The organism is Clostridium ganghwense (assembly GCF_026735165.1).
Taxonomy (GTDB): Bacteria; Bacillota; Clostridia; order Clostridiales; family Clostridiaceae; genus Clostridium_H; species Clostridium_H ganghwense.
The window spans coordinates 303,651-323,025 of record NZ_JAPQES010000005.1 but is presented as its reverse complement, the minus strand read 5'-3'; the positions used below and the strand labels follow the sequence as shown (position 1 = coordinate 323,025).

The 19,375-nt window shown below is 30.7% G+C and carries 16 protein-coding genes; all 16 read left to right on the top strand.

Annotated features, from left to right (window positions below; all coding sequences use genetic code 11):
• The first annotated feature begins 8 nt into the window (after positions 1-8).
• The 16 genes from OXH55_RS14930 (at position 9) to OXH55_RS14855 (ending at position 19,291) form a co-directional block, all read left to right on the top strand.
• A complete protein-coding gene (locus tag OXH55_RS14930; protein ID WP_268050825.1) occupies positions 9-1,790 on the top strand; it encodes a sigma 54-interacting transcriptional regulator in 1,782 nt (593 codons plus the stop codon).
• Between the two features lie 70 nt (positions 1,791-1,860).
• On the top strand, positions 1,861-2,103 hold the full coding sequence (locus tag OXH55_RS14925) for an acyl carrier protein (protein ID WP_268050824.1): 243 nt from the start codon (positions 1,861-1,863) through the stop codon (positions 2,101-2,103).
• Positions 2,100-3,611, top strand: a complete 1,512-nt coding sequence (locus OXH55_RS14920) for an AMP-binding protein (RefSeq protein WP_268050823.1) — start codon at positions 2,100-2,102, stop codon at positions 3,609-3,611. Before OXH55_RS14925 ends, OXH55_RS14920 begins: the two co-directional genes overlap by 4 nt.
• 9 nt (positions 3,612-3,620) lie before the next feature.
• Positions 3,621-4,733 carry a LuxE/PaaK family acyltransferase gene (locus tag OXH55_RS14915; RefSeq protein ID WP_268050822.1) on the top strand — a complete coding sequence of 371 codons (1,113 nt, stop codon included), beginning with the start codon at positions 3,621-3,623 and terminating at the stop codon, positions 4,731-4,733.
• The gene (locus OXH55_RS14910; protein WP_268050820.1) at positions 4,730-6,037 is read left to right on the top strand and encodes an acyl-CoA reductase; all 1,308 of its coding nucleotides are present in this window, start codon (positions 4,730-4,732) and stop codon (positions 6,035-6,037) included. The genes OXH55_RS14915 and OXH55_RS14910 overlap by 4 nt, the downstream gene beginning before the upstream one ends.
• Positions 6,038-6,643: 606 nt before the next feature.
• A complete protein-coding gene (locus OXH55_RS14905) occupies positions 6,644-8,098 on the top strand; it encodes a 4-hydroxyphenylacetate 3-hydroxylase family protein (protein ID WP_268050819.1) in 1,455 nt (484 codons plus the stop codon).
• Between the two features lie 161 nt (positions 8,099-8,259).
• Entirely contained in the window at positions 8,260-8,535 is a 276-nt protein-coding gene (locus tag OXH55_RS14900) for a NifU family protein (protein ID WP_268050818.1), read from the top strand.
• A gap of 7 nt (positions 8,536-8,542) precedes the next feature.
• A complete protein-coding gene (locus tag OXH55_RS14895; protein WP_268050817.1) occupies positions 8,543-8,821 on the top strand; it encodes a hypothetical protein in 279 nt (92 codons plus the stop codon).
• Between the two features lie 39 nt (positions 8,822-8,860).
• On the top strand, positions 8,861-8,983 hold the full coding sequence (locus tag OXH55_RS14890) for a hypothetical protein (protein WP_268050816.1): 123 nt from the start codon (positions 8,861-8,863) through the stop codon (positions 8,981-8,983).
• 288 nt (positions 8,984-9,271) lie between these two features.
• Positions 9,272-10,654: an aspartate-alanine antiporter-like transporter gene (locus tag OXH55_RS14885; RefSeq protein WP_268050815.1), complete on the top strand. Its 1,383-nt coding sequence runs from the start codon at positions 9,272-9,274 to the stop codon at positions 10,652-10,654.
• Positions 10,655-10,814: 160 nt separating this feature from the next.
• Positions 10,815-12,320 (top strand): acetyl-CoA hydrolase/transferase family protein, encoded by a 1,506-nt coding sequence (locus OXH55_RS14880; RefSeq protein ID WP_268050814.1) that lies wholly within the window; start codon positions 10,815-10,817, stop codon positions 12,318-12,320.
• Positions 12,321-12,404: 84 nt separating this feature from the next.
• Positions 12,405-13,775 carry an aldehyde dehydrogenase family protein gene (locus tag OXH55_RS14875; RefSeq protein WP_268050813.1) on the top strand — a complete coding sequence of 457 codons (1,371 nt, stop codon included), beginning with the start codon at positions 12,405-12,407 and terminating at the stop codon, positions 13,773-13,775.
• 106 nt (positions 13,776-13,881) lie between these two features.
• Complete coding sequence (locus OXH55_RS14870) at positions 13,882-15,000, top strand: 4-hydroxybutyrate dehydrogenase (protein WP_268050812.1); 1,119 nt, start codon at positions 13,882-13,884, stop codon at positions 14,998-15,000.
• Positions 15,001-15,132: 132 nt separating this feature from the next.
• Positions 15,133-15,771 carry a nitroreductase family protein gene (locus tag OXH55_RS14865; protein WP_268050811.1) on the top strand — a complete coding sequence of 213 codons (639 nt, stop codon included), beginning with the start codon at positions 15,133-15,135 and terminating at the stop codon, positions 15,769-15,771.
• A gap of 546 nt (positions 15,772-16,317) precedes the next feature.
• Positions 16,318-17,772, top strand: a complete 1,455-nt coding sequence (locus OXH55_RS14860) for a 4-hydroxyphenylacetate 3-hydroxylase family protein (protein WP_268050810.1) — start codon at positions 16,318-16,320, stop codon at positions 17,770-17,772.
• Between the two features lie 217 nt (positions 17,773-17,989).
• A complete protein-coding gene (locus tag OXH55_RS14855) occupies positions 17,990-19,291 on the top strand; it encodes an acetyl-CoA hydrolase/transferase family protein (protein WP_268050809.1) in 1,302 nt (433 codons plus the stop codon).
• The last annotated feature ends 84 nt before the right edge of the window (positions 19,292-19,375 follow it).

Sequence of the window (19,375 nt, the reverse complement as noted above, 5' to 3'; positions counted from 1 at the left end):
GAATGAATTTGAAGGTAAAAGAAGTTATGGCTACAGAAATTCTAAAATTTTCACCTACTACAACTATGAATGAAGCAAGTGATTTATTTGTTTCTAGTATCATTGATAGTGCTCCTGTTATTGATGAAGATAATAGAGTAATAGGAATAGTTACTAAAGATGATATGTTAAAAGCTTTCATGAATAATACGATCAAATCAGACTCTCCAATATCAGAAGTATGCACTAAAGATGTAATTACTGTATGTGAAAATGAATATATAAAAAACATAGATATATCTCAAAACACAAATATTCCTGTAATCAAAGAAAATGGGGAGTTAATAGGTATGCTTCCTAAGCTAAAACTTAATAAAGAACTAGCTTGTATTAAAATCAGACAAAGTAATGGCATTAAAAATTGTGAACTAACTTGTTTACAGCTAGATTCTATAATTGAATCGTCTTATGATGGAATATATATTACGGATGGAAAGGCTAATACATTAAGAATAAATAAATCTTATGAAGAAATAACTGGTTTAAAAAGAGAAGATATGCTAGGGAAAAACATGAAAGATTTAGAAAAAAAAGGATATATTTCCAAATCTGCTACTTTATTAGTTTTAGAAAGAGGCAAAAGTGTTACTATACAGCAAAAATATAAAAGTGGAAGAAAAGTAATGATATCTAGTAATCCCATATTTAATAAGAAGGGAGAAATTTCTTTAGTAGTAACTAATGTTAGAGATGTTACTGCCTTAATTGAATTGGAAGAACAACTTGAAAAAAATAAAGAACTTACAGAAAAATATTATTATGAACTAGAGCAAATGAGAGTTAAACTTTTAAATACAGCAGATATTGTAGCAGAAGATCACCATATGCTTGAAACAATAAAACTTGCAAATAGAGTTTCTAAGGTAGATACTACTGTGCTGATTTTAGGTGAGACTGGAGTAGGAAAAGAAGAAATTTCAAAATATATTCATAAAAATAGCAATAGAAAAAATAAGCAGTTTTTAGAAATAAATTGTGGAGCTATTCCTCATACTCTTATTGAAGCAGAGCTTTTTGGCTATGAAAAAGGTGCATTTACTGGTGCAAATAAGGATGGGAAAATGGGGCTATTTGAAGTAGCTGATGGAGGAACTTTGTTTTTAGATGAGATAGGAGAATTACCTTTAGACATGCAAGTTAAACTACTTAGAGTATTACAAAAAAATGAAATAACAAGAATAGGTGGAGTAAAACCTATAAAAATTGATGTCAGGATTTTAGCAGCAACAAATCGTAATTTAGAGGAAATGGTGAGGGAAAAGACTTTTAGGGAAGATTTATATTACAGGTTAAATGTTGTACCTATAGTAATTCCGCCTTTAAGAGAGAGAAAACAGGATATCATGCCTTTAATTAAATATTTTTTATCTCAGTTTAATAAGAAGTATGGTCTTAATGATTATTTTGATTCTAATGTGTTAAAGTGTTTCTATGAATACAACTGGCCAGGTAATGTTAGAGAACTTAAAAATATTGTAGAAAGACTTGTGATAATTAGTGATAAAGAAAAAATTACACTACAGGATTTACCTAGCAAGTATCTATCTTCATATAGTGGTGTGGAAATTTCTTCTCAAGATGATATAATTCCTTTAAAAGAGGGTGTTGAAAGACTGGAACAAAGACTTATTAAAAAATCTTTTGATAAATATGGTAATGTAAGGGATGCAGCAAAAGCTTTGTGTATAGATCCTTCAACTTTTGTTAGAAAAAGAAAGCGATATTCTGAAAAATATAAACAAAAACAATAGAAATTTTACAATGGCATGTTTATTGCTTGTAAAAAATATTGAATATTAGTAATAAATAGGAGGAATAAATATGAGTAACTTAGAAAAATTAAACAAAATAATTTGTGATGCTTTTGGTATTAGAGAGGTAGAAAGTATAAAGGATGAACATGGTCCAGATGAGATAGAAGGATGGGATTCTATGGCACATGTTGAATTAGTAACTCAACTTGAAGAGACTTTTGAGATAGCTATGGAAGTAATTGATGTATCAAGAATGTATACTATAGGAGATATTAAGAAAATACTTGTAAAGTATGATGTTGAACTATGATTTTCACGGATTATGTTTTTGAATTTTCATCTAAACTAGAGAAAACTGCTGTAATAGACAAAAGAGAAATTAGTTATAAAGAAGTATATAATGACATAAAGAATATAGCGAGTATACTTAAATATAAGAAATTCTCAAAAAAAGATAGTGTACTTCTCGTTTCTGAAAATTCATGTTTTTCCATTCAATGTTATTTTGGCATTATGAAAAATGGAAGTGTATGTATACCGGTAAATCCTTCTGTAAGCAGCGAGGAGATAAAGTATATTGCAGATATATTGAATATAAAATTAGTGTTTGCTCAAAAAAAATATAAAAAGAAAATAGAAGAGGTTCTTTCAAAAGAAGTAGAAATTTATACAGAAAATGAAGTGTATGATTTCATAAGTAGCTGTGATAATAACTGTTATGATAATGAAGTAAAAGCTGAATCTATAAGTGGAAATGATACAGCAGTAATGATCTTTACTTCTGGATCTACTTCAAAGCCTAAGGGAGTAATGCTAACTCATAACAATTTAATCCATAATACAGATTCTATAATAAAATATTTATCTCTTACTGAAGAAGATAGAGTAGAAGTGGTATTACCGTTTTATTACTGCTATGGTACTTCACTTTTACATACACACTTTAGGGTTGGAGGAAGTCTTGTGTTAAATAACCGATTTATGTTTCCTCAAACGGTAATAGAAGATATAAATAAATACAAATGTACAAGCTTTGCTGGAGTTCCAAGTACATATCAAATATTATTAAGAATGACTAATATGAAAGATACTAAATTTCCTTCTCTTAGATATATAACACAGGCTGGAGGAAAATTAGCAAATACATTTATAAAAGACCTTAAGGGAATTTTGAAAAGTACTGATATATATATAATGTATGGACAGACAGAAGCTACTGCTAGGCTGTCGTATCTTCCGCCGCATCTTATTGAAGAAAAAATAGGATCCATAGGAAAAGGAATTCCAGGTACTGAACTTAAAGTGTTAAATAAAGAAGGACTTCCTGTAAAAACTGGAGAAATAGGCGAAGTTGTGGCAAAAGGAAAAAATATAATGAAAGGCTATTTCAATAGTAAAGAAGAAACAGATGCAGTTTTAAAAAATGGTTATCTTTATACTGGGGATCTTGCTACTGTAGATAAAGACGAGTATATATATATAGTATCAAGAGAAAAAAATATTATAAAAAGTGGAGGAAATAGGACAAGTCCTAAAGAAATTGAAGATGTAATTGTTCAAATTCCACAAGTTGTTGAGTGTGCTGTTATTGGAGTATACGATGATATTTTAGGAGAAGCTGTTAAAGCTTTTGTAGTTCTCAAGGATAATAATACAAATATAGATGCTAAATTTATAAAGAGTTTTTGTAAAGAAAGACTTGCATCTTATAAAGTTCCGCAACATATAGAGTTTTTAAAAGGACTTCCTAAAAATTCTTCAGGCAAGGTTTTAATCCAAAAGCTTAAGGAAATGGAAAAAAATAAGTCTGGGAAATAGGTGAATTTAATGGAAAATTTTAATTTGGTAGATGATATTATATTAGGAGATCAATTTAAAAGAGAGAAAAGGGAAAAGGAAAAGATGCTTGTTGAAGCTATAAAACCTCAATTGAAAGAAAATGTGAAAAATTTAAATGTGAAGAGTTTATATGCTAAGGCAGGTATTAACATTGATGAAATAGAACGATTGGAACAAGTGCCATTTATACCTGTAACTATGTTTAAATATTTTGAACTTAAGACTTGTCGTGATGAAGATGTTGTTAGAGTTCTTAATTCAAGTGCTACAACAACAGGTATGCCTAGTAAAATATATTTAGATAAAAAAACTTCTATGCGCCAATCACAAGGATTAATATCTATATTAAAGAATTTTTTAGGCACCAAAAGAAGATCTATGCTAGTAATTGATAGTGATGATATTAATAAAAAAACTTCAACTATAAGTGCAAGAGGGGCTGCGGTAAGAGGTGTGAGTAGTTTTGCTAACAAAATAGTTTATGTTATGGACAAATATGAAGATGAGCTTAAAGTGAATATAGACAGACTTCGTGAATTTGAAGAGAAATATAAAGATAAAGAAGTTTTGGTTTATGGATTTACTTATATAGTATGGTCTAAATTTATTAAGGTTTTAAAGGAAAAAGGTATAAAGTTGAATATGCCCAATCTTAAACTTCTGCATAGTGGTGGATGGAAAAAGCTAACCTCAGAAAAAGTCGATAAAGATGAGTTTTCAAGAACAGTGGCAGAAGTTTTTAATACAAGTCCTAGCAATATAATAGATTTTTATGGAATGGTAGAACAGGTTGGTGTAGTGTTTATAGACTGTGAGTGTGGGTATAAGCATGTACCTGATTTTGCAGAAGTCATAATAAGAGATATGCTGACCTTAGAAGAAGTATCGGTAGGAGAGTCTGGGCTTATAGAAGTCATGAGTACTTTAGCTTCTAGTTATCCATCACAAGCTATTTTAACGGAAGATATTGGTGAACTAGTTGGAATAGATGATTGTAAGTGTGGAAGAAAAGGAAAATATTTTAAGTTTAAATCTAGAGTAGAAAAGGCAGAAGTAAGAGGATGTGGAGATACTTTTGCTGAAAGGGAGAATGGAAGATGATTAAGTGCTATACGCTAGATGGAGAATTTTATAAAGAAGAAATATGTTTTGGTAATTTCCACGAAATAAAGAATAGGTTGAAAAGTAATAGTCAATTTATATCTTCAATGCCTGTAGAAGCTATTGTACTTATTATGAACGAGTATAGCAAAAAACTTTCTTTAAATAAAGAAGCTTTAAGTATTGAAGGAGTACCTTTTTTATCTTTTTATTTGAAAAAAAATAATGTAAAAAAGTTGATTAGGCTAAATTTAGGTAATGAAGAATATTTAGATAATTTTTTAGAAGTAGAAGAAGGAAAATATATGAAAGCACAGCCTAGAGGGGTAGTGTGTCATTGGGTAGCTGGCAATGTAGCAACACTTGCCATATACTCAGCTTTTCAAGGATTACTGTGCAAAAATGCAAATCTTCTTCGTATTCCTAAAAAAAGTATACATGAAGTTATGAAGCTTTTGAGGCTTTTAGATAATATTGATGTTGACTATAAAGGGAATGTTTATTCATCTAAAAGTTTATTGAAGAATATATCAATTATATACTTTGATAGTAAAGATATAAAGTTAAATTCTTCTATGTCTCTAGAGGCTGATGCTAGAGTTGTATGGGGTGGGAAACAGGCTGTAGATGCTATTACAGCTTTACCTAAAAAAACTACATGTAAGGATTTGATATTTGGTCCAAAGTATTCTTTTTCGGTTTTTGATAAATCAGCTATTGAAAGTTGCGATATTGAAAGATATTTAGAAAATTTAGTGTCGGATATAATTGCTTTTGATCAAAAAGCATGTTCTTCACCACAAGTATTATTTATTGAAAGAAGTTGCATGTCACTTGAAGAAATAGGATGTAAATTAGCTAATAGTTTTGAAAAAATAAGTAAAAGATATCCTAATAATAATATAGAACAGTATATAGCTGCTAAAATTATAAATAAAAGAGGAGAGTATGGTTTAAGTCTTGAAAAAACTTTATATAGTAGTAAAGGGCTTGATTTCACAATTCTTATAGATAGAGAAGTTAAATTAGAAGAACCTGTTCAAGGAAGAACTATATTTTTGAAGGAAGTTGAGAGTATATTTGAAGTTACAAAATTAATTACATCTAAAATTCAATGTATTGGTGTAGCTTCAAAAGATAAAGAGAAGATTTTAAAATTTGCAGATGGGGTTACAAAACTAGGAGTTGACAGAGTAACGCAAATAGGATTTATGAATTTTTATGATTTTCCTTGGGACGGAAGTTTAGTGTTAAGTGAACTTGTTAGATGGTGTTCTTTGAATATTAAAGGGATGATATCTTAAGAGAAATTTAAAGAATAAATAAAAATCTTATATAAAATGATCAGTATGTATTGTAAAGTATATGATAATAATTTAAAATAATAATAAGGCGTTGCAAAAATGAAACGTGTTGCATTTTTGCAAACAAATGATGAAATACAAGCTAAAACAAACGTTGATAATAGAAAATGTTAAAAAATTATCAAAGTTTGTTGCTAAAATGCAACAAAAGGCTTCGTGAAACCTTAAAAGAGGAAAAATACTGCGGCAAAGAAGTATTTTATTTATTAAATAGTGAATTCTTAAACAATAGGAATGTTTGCTGTAAGTGGTTTTAAAAAAGTTAGAGTTGTATTAGAAATATATTTTCATAATACAGAAAAAAAATTAAAAAACGCTGAGAATGTTACTATGCAGTAAGTTGTAGAAATATTGGTGTGGTAATAATAAAAAAAATTGCAATGTTATGTTATTATAGGTGTAGATAAATATGAAGCTTGAATAAAAGACAGAATTAAATAATTATTTTTTGAAAAGATGTTTTGGCATAATAATTGCTGATATATAAGTATAAGGAATAAAAACAATTAAACAAAAGAAATATTTATTACGGAGGGAATGGTAAAAATGGCACTAATGACAGGAGAACAATATGTAGAAAGTCTTAGAAAACTTAATCTAAATGTCTACATGTTTGGAGAAAAAATAGAAAACGTGGTAGACCATCCAATACTTCGTCCATCACTTAACTCAGTTAAGATGACTTATGATTTAGCTGAAATGGAAGAATATGAAGATTTAATGACAGCAACTTCACACTTAAGTGGAGAAAAAGTTAATCGTTTCACAAACATTCATCAAAACACTGAGGATTTAGTTAAAAAAGTAAAAATGCAAAGATTACTTGGACAAAAAACAGCAGCTTGTTTCCAAAGATGTGTTGGTATGGATGCATTCAACTCTGAATACAGCACAACTTACGAAATAGACAAAGCTTATGGTACAAACTATCATGAAAGATTTAAGAAATTCTTAGAGTATGTACAAGCTAATGACTTAACAGTAGATGGAGCTATGACTGATCCAAAAGGAGATAGAGGATTATCACCAAGCAAACAAGCAGATCCAGATTTATATCTTCGTGTTGTAGAAAGAAGAGAAGATGGTGTTGTAGTTAGAGGAGCTAAAGCTCACCAAACAGGTATAACTAACTCACATGAAATCTTAGTAATGCCTACTATAGCTATGAGACCAGAAGATAAAGATTATGCTATATCTTTCTCAGTTCCAACAGATACTGAAGGAATAGTTATCATAATGGGACGTCAATCTTGTGATACAAGAAAGAGCGAAGAAGGAGCAGACATAGATGTAGGTAACTACAACTTTGGTGGACAAGAAGCTTTAGTTGTATTCGACGATGTATTCGTACCAAATGAAAGAATCTTCTTAGATGGAGAAACAGAATTTGCAGGAATGCTTGTTGAAAGATTTGCAGGATATCACAGACAAAGCTACGGCGGATGTAAAGTTGGAGTTGGTGATGTATTAATAGGAGCTTCTGCATTAGCAGCAGATTACAATGGAGCTGCAAGAGCATCACACTTAAAAGATAAATTAATAGAAATGACTCACTTAAATGAAACTTTATATGCTTGCGGAATAGCATGTTCAGCAGAAGGACATAAAACAGAATCAGGAAACTACTTAATAGATTTATTACTTGCAAATGTATGTAAACAGAATGTTACAAGATTCCCATATGAAATAGCAAGACTTGCTGAAGATATAGCTGGTGGATTAATGGTAACAATGCCAGCAGAAAAAGACTTCAGAGATGAAAAAATAGGACATTATGTAGATAAATATCTAGTAGGTGTTGCATCAGTGTCTACAGAAAATCGTATGAGAGTTTTAAGATTAATAGAAAACTTAACTTTAGGAACAGCAGCAGTTGGTTACAGAACAGAATCAATGCATGGAGCAGGATCACCACAAGCTCAAAGAATTATGATAGCAAGACAAGGAAACTTAGCTCATAAGAAAAAACTTGCTAAAGCAATTGCTAGAATAGAAGAGTAAAAAATATAACAACCTTATAAATTTATAACAAACTTACAAAAAACTTATACAAATTTACAACAAACTTATAACAAACAAACTTACAATAAACTTAAATTCCACAATATAAAACTAAAAGGGTGGTTATCACACCACCCTTTCTATAAGAATGGGGTGAAATTATGTTTGAAAAGGTAGAAAAAGTTCTCGAAGCAAAAGTAAGACCGGTTTTGGCAAAGCATTATGGAAATATAGAACTTATAAAAGTAGAAGATGGAATCGTTAAAGTTAAGCTTTTAGGACAATGTAGTGGATGTCCATCAGCCAAATATACTATTGAAGAAATCGTAGAAACTTCGTTGAAAGAGGAAATACCAGAAGTGAAAAAAGTAGTTTTGATACATGAAACAAGTGAAGAACTTATTGATATGGCTAGAAAAATTTTAAAGAAAAATTAATTGCAAGGTGATTGAAGTGAAAATAGGTGTTAAATACTGTGGAGGATGTAATCCTAGATATGATAGAGCGGAATTAGTTTCGCAGTTAAGAAAAGAGTTTAACAAAAAACATGAAATAGTATCGGCACAAGAAGGAATTATTTATGATTTAATTATTATCTTATGTGGTTGTACAAGCTGTTGTGCTGAACATGAGAAAATTCAAGCTAAATACGAAAAAATTGTCATTTCATCTGAAATGGATTATATAAAAATTACAAATACTATTGCAAAATATATGATTTAGAATAATAACAAAGAGGCGGAAGTTGTTTACAAAGCAGTTATGAGTAAGGCTGAATATGTAAAACCAGGAATTGAAAAACATTTCCGTCACAATGCTATTTTGCAAGAAATGCAACATATTATAGTATATGTGGTTGCTAAGATTAAAAACATTAAAAGATAAAGGGAAGAGCATTAATAAATATTGCTTATCCAAATTTTAAAATCAAGCCTTATAAAATAGTGAGAAACGAGATTTGATGCAGGGTTTCAAGAAAAATAAGGTTTTTTATTTACTTACAAATGTTAAAAAGTTAACAAGAATGTTAAAATAATAGCAAATAACTATATGAATTTTGAAAAAATTATGATATAATAATAGTATAGCAACAAAAAGGAGAAAATTTTGGCAAAAAATACGTCAAAATTATGGTAAACATGAGAAAATATAAAAAAAAGGAGAAGGAGAGATATGATTAAATTTGATGTAATTGCATGGCTTACTAACCCATTTATTTTAATGTTTGTAGCCGTTTTCACAGGACTACTATTTGGGAAAATAAAGTTTGGTAAGTTCAATTTTGGAGTTTCAGGAACACTTTTCACTGGTCTTATAATTGGTTGGTGGGTATACGGTTATGGAAATAAAATTGTATCAGCAGGTAAGGATGCACAAGGATTTAAAGTTGCAAAAAAGATGATGGATTCAGGTATTGTTTCTAAAGATTTCTTTATATTATTTTTGGTATTATTTGTTGCGGCTGTTGGTCTTTTAGCTGCAAAAGATATGGGAACAGTTTTAAAGAAATATGGAGCTAAATTTGTTATATTAGGATTTTTAATTACATTATTTGGAGCAGCAGGTACATATGGAATGACACATTTAAGTAAAGGATCAAGTCCATACGAAGTATCAGGAGTTTATACAGGAGCACTTACAAGTTCACCAGGACTTGCAGCGGCTTTAGAAACAGCTAAAGGTCATGCAGCAGATCGTGTTGAAAAATTTGATGAAATGACAGATGCAGAAAAAGATAAATTTTTTAGAATATTAGATCCTTCAGGAAAAATTAACAACGGAAACACTAAAGAACTTACACCAGAATTAAAAGAAAAGTTTATAGCAGCTGCTGAAGGTGGCGTTGGTGTAGGACATGCTATTGGTTATCCTTTTGGAGTTTTGATTGTTATACTTTCAGTTAACTTCTTCCCTAAAATATTTGGAATAGATGTTGAAGAAGAACAAAGGAAATTTAATGAAGAAATGAAAGCAGCTAGACAAGAAGCTGGTGGAAAAGAAATAAAGGAAGTAGCATTTGATTTAACAGCTTTTGCAGTAGCTTGTTTCTTGGGATATACAGTAGGAAAAGTGAAAATACCTATGGGACCACTAGGAGATTTTAGTTTAGGTTCTACAGGGGGAGTTTTATTAGGGTCATTAGTACTTGGACATATAGGAAAAATAGGACCATTAACTTTCAGAATGAATAATAAAATTCTTGGAGTAGTCAGACAACTTTCACTAGCATTTTTCCTTGCTATAGTAGGACTTAGATATGGATTTAAAGTGTTTGATGCATTACTTGGTTCAGGTGCTTATTTAGCATTAGTATCATTAGTAGTTGGAATTGTTGGAATGCTTCTAGGATTCCTTGTTGGAAAATATGTATTCAAGATAAACTGGATAATGTTATCAGGAGCTATTTGCGGAGGAATGACATCAACACCAGGTCTTGGAGCAGCTATAGATGCAGTTGGTAGTGATGATCCAGCGGCAGGATATGGAGCAACTTATCCATTTGCATTATTAGGAATGGTTATCTTTACAATAATTCTACACAAATTGCCAATGTAGTACATTTTAGCTTGTTTTTTTCTACTAAGTTGTGTTAAAATATTAACGAGAAGAGATTTTTATAATTACATTATAATTCTAGTAAAGATATAATTTTAACAATAATTACTTAACAGGCAGTATTGTCTGTTAAGTATACTGAATAAGGAGTGGGGATAAGATGAGTAATGAAAGAATAAGAAACAAAGAATTACTTGGGAAAATAATGTCAGCTGAAGAAGCGAGTACTTTAATTAAAGATGGTATGGTAATAGGTGCTAGTGGATTTACTCCATCAGGCTACCCAAAAGCAGTTCCATTTGCTCTTGCTGAAAGAGTTAAGGCAACTGATGAAAAGATGAAGTTAACTTTATATTCAGGAGCATCTTTAGGACCAGAAGTAGATGGAGCATGGGCTGAAGCAGGAATTATTGCTAAAAGACTTCCATACCAAACAAATGGTACATTAAGAAAGGAAATAAATGCTGGTAATGTTGAATACCTAGACATGCATTTAAGTCATTCTACTCAATATGTAAGCTATGGTGTACTTCCAAAGGTAGATGTAGCTATAGTAGAAGCATTAGCTATAACAGAAGAGGGACATATCATTCCTACAACAGCAATAGGAAACACTCCTACTTTTATAAAAAGTGCTGAAAAAGTTATAGTAGAAATTAATACATCAAAACCAATGGCACTTGAAGGAATGGCAGATATATATATGACAGAAAATCCACCATATAGACAACCTATTCCAATAACTAAGCCAGATCAAAGAATAGGAACAACGTACATAGAATGTGGACTTGATAAAATAGCTGCAATTGTTGAAACTGATTTAAAAGATAAAGCAAGACCACTAACACCAACTGATGATGTTTCTAGAAAAATTTCAGAAAATATATTAAAATTCTTCAGAAAAGAAGTTGCTGAAGGAAGATTACCTAAGAATTTACTTCCATTACAATCAGGTGTAGGTAGTGTTGCTAACGCTGTACTTTATGGATTATGTGATTCAGAATTTGAAAATTTAACATGTTATACAGAAGTTGTACAAGATTCTATGTTAGAATTAGTAAGATGTGGAAAAGCTAATTTGCTTTCAACTACATCAATAAGTGCATCACCAGAAGGAACTGAAAAATTTATAGAAGAAATTGATTTCTTTAAAGATAAAATAATATTAAGACCTCAAGAAATAAGTAATAATCCAGAAGTAGCAAGAAGAATTGGAATTATAGCTATGAATACTGCATTAGAAATAGATATATATGGAAATGTTAACTCTACTCATGTAATGGGTTCAAAGATGATGAATGGTATAGGTGGTTCAGGAGACTTTGCTAGAAACGCGTCTATTACAATCTTTACAACAGCAGCTACTGCTAAAGGTGGAGATATATCATCAATAGTTCCAATGGTTTCACATGTTGATCATACTGAACACGATGTTATGGTTATTGTAACTGATCAAGGGGTTGCAGACTTAAGAGGATTAAGTCCAAAGGAAAGAGCACTAACTATAATAAATAACTGTGTTCATCCGGATTATAAACCTATGCTTTTAGATTACTATAATAGAGCAATGGAAAATGGAGCTAAACATACTCCTCACATATTGGATGAAGCTCTTTCATGGCACTCTAGATTCCAAAAAACAGGAAGTATGAAAATAGAAAAATAAAGTAAAATAGTTTATATGTATTTAAATAAATTTTAAATACTTAATATAAAATAAATGAATATAAAAACTTGGGAGGAATTGAAAATGGATAACAAAGAATTTATATTAGGTCTTGTAGAAAAGGCAAAAAAAGCTCAAGAGGAATTAGCAACATACACTCAAGAAGAGTTAGATGCTATAGTTAAAGTAATAGCTAAGACTGTTTATGATAATGCAGAAGAATTAGCTAAAATGGCTGTTGAAGAAACAAGAATGGGAGTATACGAAGATAAAGTTGGTAAAAATAGAGGAAAATCAAAAACTATTTGGAACAACTTAAAAGATAAAAAATCTGTTGGAATAATAGATAGAGATGAAGCAAAAGGACTTGTTATGGTTGCTAAACCAGTAGGAGTAGTAGGAGCAGTTACACCAACTACAAACCCAATAGTTACTCCAATGTGTAACTCAATGTTCGCATTAAAAGGTGGAAATGCTATAATCGTTGCACCACACCCAAGATCACAAAAATGTAGTGCATATACTGTAGATTTAATAATGAAAGCATTAAAAGACCAAGGCGTAAAATGTCCAGAAGATGCTATCCAAGTTATCAGAGAATCTTCAATAGAAAAAACTAACGAACTTATGAAAGCTGTAGACGTTGTAGTTGCAACAGGTGGTATGGGAGTTGTTAAAGCTGCTTACTCAAGCGGAAGACCTTCATACGGAGTTGGAGCTGGTAACGTACAAGTTGTAATCGATAGAGATGTAGATTTCGTAGATGCTACTGCTAAAATAATAGCTGGTAGAAAATTCGATAACGGTATAATCTGCTCAGGAGAACAAACTATAATAGCTCCTGCTGAAAAATATGATGAAGTTGTAGCTGCAGCTGTATCAAATGGTGCTTACTACATCGATGATGAAGCAACAGTTGATAAGTTCAGAAAAGTAATTTTTGTAGATGGACACATCAACAAAGATGTTGTTGGTCAATCAGTACAAAAAGTTGCTGAACTTGCTGGTGTAGAAGTTCCACAAGAAACAAAAGTTATCTTATTAAAAGCAAACGGAATTGGTGCTGAAGATGATCTTTGCAAAGAAAAAATGTGCCCAGTAATGGCTGCTTTCAAATATGATACATTTGAAGATGCTGTAAGAATAGCTCAAACTAACTTAGACTTAGAAGGAAAAGGACACTCAGCTGCTTTACACTCAAACAACCAAGAACACATTGATTATGCTGGAGTTAACTTAACTGTAAGTAGATTAGTTGTAAATGCACCATCATCAACAACTGCTGGTGGATCATTAACTAACGGATTTGCTCCAACAACTACTTTAGGATGCGGAACTTGGGGTAACAATGCAATTTCAGAAAACTTCGATTACAAACACTTAATAAACGTTTCAAGAATTGGAATGGTTATTAAAGATGCTAAGGTTCCAACTGACGAAGAAATCTGGGCTTAATTAAAAGCTAAAAGTCAAATATATAAATATAAGCCGCTTTTAAAGCGGCTTATAAATGTAAATAAGAATAATTTAATTATTTGTTAATATCTAAGGAGGCCTTGGTATGAGATTACTAAAAATACAACCAGAACTTCATAAGTTTAATACATTTGTTGAGTTTGCTAAAGAATTTAACATAGGTGAAGGGGATTTTGTACTTACAAACGAATTCCTTTACACACCATTCATGAAAGAATTAGAGCTTAAAGCTGATTTCATGTTCCAAGAAAAATTTGGTTTTGGTGAACCATCAGACGAAATGATTAATGCTATAATGGCTGAAATAAGAGGAAAAGATTATAAGAGAATAATTGCTATAGGTGGAGGAAGTATTATAGATATTTCTAAACTATTAGTATTAAAAGATTCAGGAAACTGTGTTGATTTCTTTGAAAAAACTGTACCATTAGTAAAAGAAAAAGAACTTATAATAGTTCCTACAACTTGTGGAACTGGTAGTGAAGTTACAAATATTTCTATAGCAGAAATAAAATCAAAACACACAAAAATGGGTCTTGCTGTAGATGAATTATTACCAGAACATGCAGTATTAATACCAGAATTAGTAAAAGGACTTCCATTTAAGTTCTTTGTAACAAGTTCAGTAGATGCATTAATTCACGCTATTGAATCTTATGTATCACCTAAGTCTAATCCATATACTGAATTATTCAGTGTAAAAGCTATAGAGCTTATAATTAAAGGATATATGGATGTAGTAGAAAAAGGTGAAGAATACAGAACAGAAATCATAGAGGATTTTGTAATCGGAAGTAACTATGCAGGTGTTGCTTTTGGTAATACTGGTGTTGGAGCTGTTCATGCACTTTCATATCCATTAGGTGGAGTTTATCATGTTCCTCATGGTGAAGCAAACTATCAATTCTTTGTTGAAGTATTCAAGACTTACAACAAGAAGAATCCTGATGGAAAAATAAAAGAAATAAATAAAGTATTAGCTGATATCTTAGGTGTAGGAGAAGAAGGAGATGTATATGCTGAACTTGCAAACCTTCTTGATAAGTTATTAGCAAGAAAGCCTCTTAAAGAATATGGAATGAAAGAAGAAGAAATAGAAGCATTTACAGATAGTGTTATAGCTGGTCAACAAAGACTTCTAGTTAACAACTACGTTCCTTTCACAAGAGAAGATATTCTTAATGTGTACAAAAACTTATTTTAATAAGTTATAGATATTTTGTAGGTATTATTTAAAATTTAATAAAAGCAAGAAGCTTTGAAAAAAGCTCCTTGCTTTTATTTTATTAATTGATATTATATATAATATAAATATATTTAAAAGAAGGTGAAATATATGTTTGATAATAGTTTTATATACAAGAGACATAGTGTTAGAAAATTTAAAGATACTAAAGTACCTATGGAACATATAGAAGAGATAATAAAAGCAGGTTCATTTGCACCATCAGGTAAGAATATGCAAAACTGGCATTTCGTTGTTATTAATAATAAAGAATTAATTGAAAAAATAGCTAAAACTGTAGAAGAAAAAAATAAAGCTATAGCAGATAAGATTTTAGATGAAAATGTTAAGGAAAAATTCACTAAAGGAATTAGATACCAACTTGCATTTAAAAACGCTCCAACTGTAATTTTGGTTTATACAGGTAAATACATACCAACTGGTTATAATGAATTAAAGTTAGCCGGAGCACCACAGGAAGAATTAGAGGCTCTTTTAGCTACAGCTTCAGGAGTGCAAGGTGTATCTGCAGCTATAGAAAATATCATGCTTACATCTGCTAATATGGGATACGGAACATGCTGGATAACTGGTCCTGTTTATGCAGCAAAAGAAATAAGTGAAACAATAGGATTTAAAAAAGAAGGATACTCACTTATGGCCTTAACACCACTTGGTGTTCCTTTAGATGCTGAAGTGAAAAGCCCACCAAGAAAACCAGTAGAAGAAATAATGACTGTAATTGAATAGATTTTAGTAATAAAAAAACACATGTTTGAAACATGTGTTTTTTTATTATCAAAAATTACATAGCACCATCTAGGTATATTTTGATAGGGTATTTAATGGTTTCATAAAAATATTAAAAAATATTTTGGAATAAATCTCTTAACCTTTATTATATTTTATGTTTATCATCGCTACAAAAGCACATTTAAGCTATTTGTATATATTATAAACTAAAGTTTCCATGTAGAAAAATGTAGTGTTGTAAAAGTACAACACGTTGTATTTCTGCAACAGAATGTCTGAATATAGGAACTGTAAAGGATTGAATGTTAAAAAAATATCAATTCTTGTTGCTAAAATGCAACAAAACTTATTGAATTGAAAAATTTTCCTAATAAGTAAAAATAAATATCAATGATATAAAATATATAAAAACATACCTATAATATAACTCAATGCATAAAAAATACAATTTAATATACAATATTCTATAAAAAGAAAAAAATGGCATGACATATGCTTCATATAAAAGCGAAACAATACATATAAAAGAAAGGAATGGTAAAAATGGCATTAATGACAGGAGAACAATATGTAGAAAGTCTTAGAAAACTTAATCTAAATGTTTATATGTTTGGAGAAAAGATTGAAAATGTAGTAGATCATCCTATAATTCGTCCATCACTTAACTCAGTTAAGATGACTTATGATTTAGCTCAAATGGAAGAATATAAAGATTTAATGACAGCAACTTCACACTTAAGTGGGGAGAAAGTTAATCGTTTTACTCACCTTCATCAAAACACAGAAGACTTAGTTAAAAAAGTAAAAATGCAAAGATTGTGTGGACAAAAAACAGCAGCTTGTTTCCAAAGATGTGTTGGTATGGATGCATTTAATTCTGAATACAGTACAACTTATGAAATAGACAAAGCTTATGGTACAAACTATCATGAAAGATTTAAGAAATTCATGGAATATGTACAAGAAAATGATTTAACAGTAGATGGAGCTATGACTGACCCAAAAGGAGATAGAGGATTATCACCAAGCAAGCAAGAAGATCCAGATTTATATCTTCATGTTGTAGAAAGAAGAGAAGATGGTGTTGTAGTTAGAGGAGCTAAAGCTCACCAAACAGGTATAACTAACTCACATGAAGTTTTAGTAATGCCTACTATAGCTATGAGACCAGAAGATAAAGATTATGCTATATCTTTCTCAGTTCCAACAGATACTGAAGGAATAATTATGATAATGGGACGTCAATCTTGTGACACAAGAAAGAGTGAAGATGGAGCAAATATAGATGTAGGTAACCACAACTTTGGTGGACACGAAGCTTTAGTTGTATTTGACAATGTATTTGTACCAAATGAAAGAATCTTCTTAAATGGGGAAACAGAGTTTGCGGGAATGCTTGTTGAAAGATTTGCAGGATATCACAGACAAAGTTACGGTGGATGTAAAGTTGGAGTTGGTGATGTATTAATAGGTGCTGCTGCATTAGCTGCAGAGTATAATGGAGCTGCTAAAGCATCACACTTAAAAGATAAATTAATAGAAATGACTCACTTAAATGAAACTTTATATGCTTGTGGAATAGCATGTTCAGCAGAAGGATATAAAACACAATCAGGAAACTACTTAATAGATTTATTACTTGCAAATGTATGTAAACAAAATGTTACAAGATTCCCATACGAAATAGCAAGACTTGCTGAAGATATAGCTGGTGGATTAATGGTAACAATGCCATCAGAAAAAGACTTTAGAAGTGAAAAAGTAGGACATTATGTAGAAAAATACTTAAAAGGTGTTGCATCAGTATCTACAGAAAATCGTATGAGAGTTTTAAGATTAATAGAAAACTTAACTTTAGGAACAGCAGCAGTTGGTTACAGAACAGAATCAATGCACGGAGCAGGATCACCACAAGCTCAAAGAATTATGATAGCAAGACAAGGAAACTTAGCTCATAAGAAAAAACTTGCTAAAGCAATTGCTAGAATAGAAGAGTAGAAAAAAATATATAACAAGCTTATGAATTTATAACAAATTTACAAATAATTTATAACAAATTTATAGAAAATTTGAAAATAGATAACAAAGCTTACCGTTGATTAAGTAATAAAATTTAATTTATACAACATTAATTGGATAGGTGGCTATTATGCCACCTATTTTTATAAAAAATAGGTAAGATTATTAAATAATATAATAGGGAAGGAGAAAGAAAATGGATTGGAGAGAATTATATAATAGTAAGAGAGTTACCGCTAAAGAAGCAGTGACTAAAATAAAATCAGAAGATAGAGTAGTAGTGGGACATGCTTGTGCTGAACCAGTAACACTTATAAATGCTATGGTTGAAAATAAGGAAAACTACTCTGATGTTGAAATTGTTCATATGGTAGCTATGGGTGGTGCTGAATACGCAAAACCAGGAATGGAAAAATATTTCCGTCACAATGCTATTTTTGTAGGAGGAAGTACAAGAGAAGCAGTTAATGCAGGAAGAGCAGATTTTACAACTTGTTTCTTTCATGAAGTTCCTAAATTATTTAGACAAGGGTATATGCCAGTAGATGTTGCGCTTATTCAAGTCAGTTCACCAGATGAACATGGTAACTGCAGCATAGGTGTATCTGCAGATTATACAAAACCAGCAGCAGAGTGTGCTAAATTAGTAATTGCTGAAGTTAATGATAAAATGCCAAGAACACTGGGGGATTCTTTTATTCATATTTCAGAAATAGATTACATAGTAGAATCTTCGCATCCTTTAATAGAATTACAACCACCAAAAATAGGTGAAGTTGAAAAAGCAATAGGAGAACATTGTGCATCATTAGTAGAAGATGGTTCCACACTACAATTAGGAATTGGAGCTATTCCAGATGCAGTACTTTTATTTTTAAAGGATAAAAAAGATTTAGGAATACACTCAGAAATGATTTCAGATGGAGTAGTTGAGTTAGTTGAAGCTGGAGTTATAACAAATAAGGAAAAAACACTACATCCAGGAAAAATAGTTGTAACTTTTCTTATGGGAACAAAAAGATTATATGATTTTGTAGATAATAATCCAATGGTAGAAATGTATCCAGTAGATTATGTAAATGATCCTGTAGTTATTTCAAAAAATAGTAAGTTAATTTCAATAAATTCATGTGTCCAAGTTGACTTAATGGGTCAAGTGTGCTCGGAAAGTGTAGGAAGTAAACAAATCAGCGGAGTTGGAGGACAAGTAGACTTTGTAAGAGGAGCAACAATGTGCAAAGATGGTAAGTCAATAATAGCAATACCTTCAACAGCAGCAAGAGGAAAAGTATCAAGAATTGTTCCATTATTGGATGAAGGAGCAGTAGTTACAACATCAAGAAATGATGTTGATTATATTGTAACAGAATATGGAATTGCTCAACTTAAAGGAAAGACATTAAAAGACAGAGGAAGAGCTTTAATAAATATTGCTCACCCAGATTTTAGACCACAACTTATAGAAGAATGGGAAGAAAGATTTAAAGAAAAATTTTAAGCTATATGAAAGTTTTTACTAGTATATGTTAATTTATTAACAATATATAGGAGCAAATATAATCTCAGATATAGAATATGACAT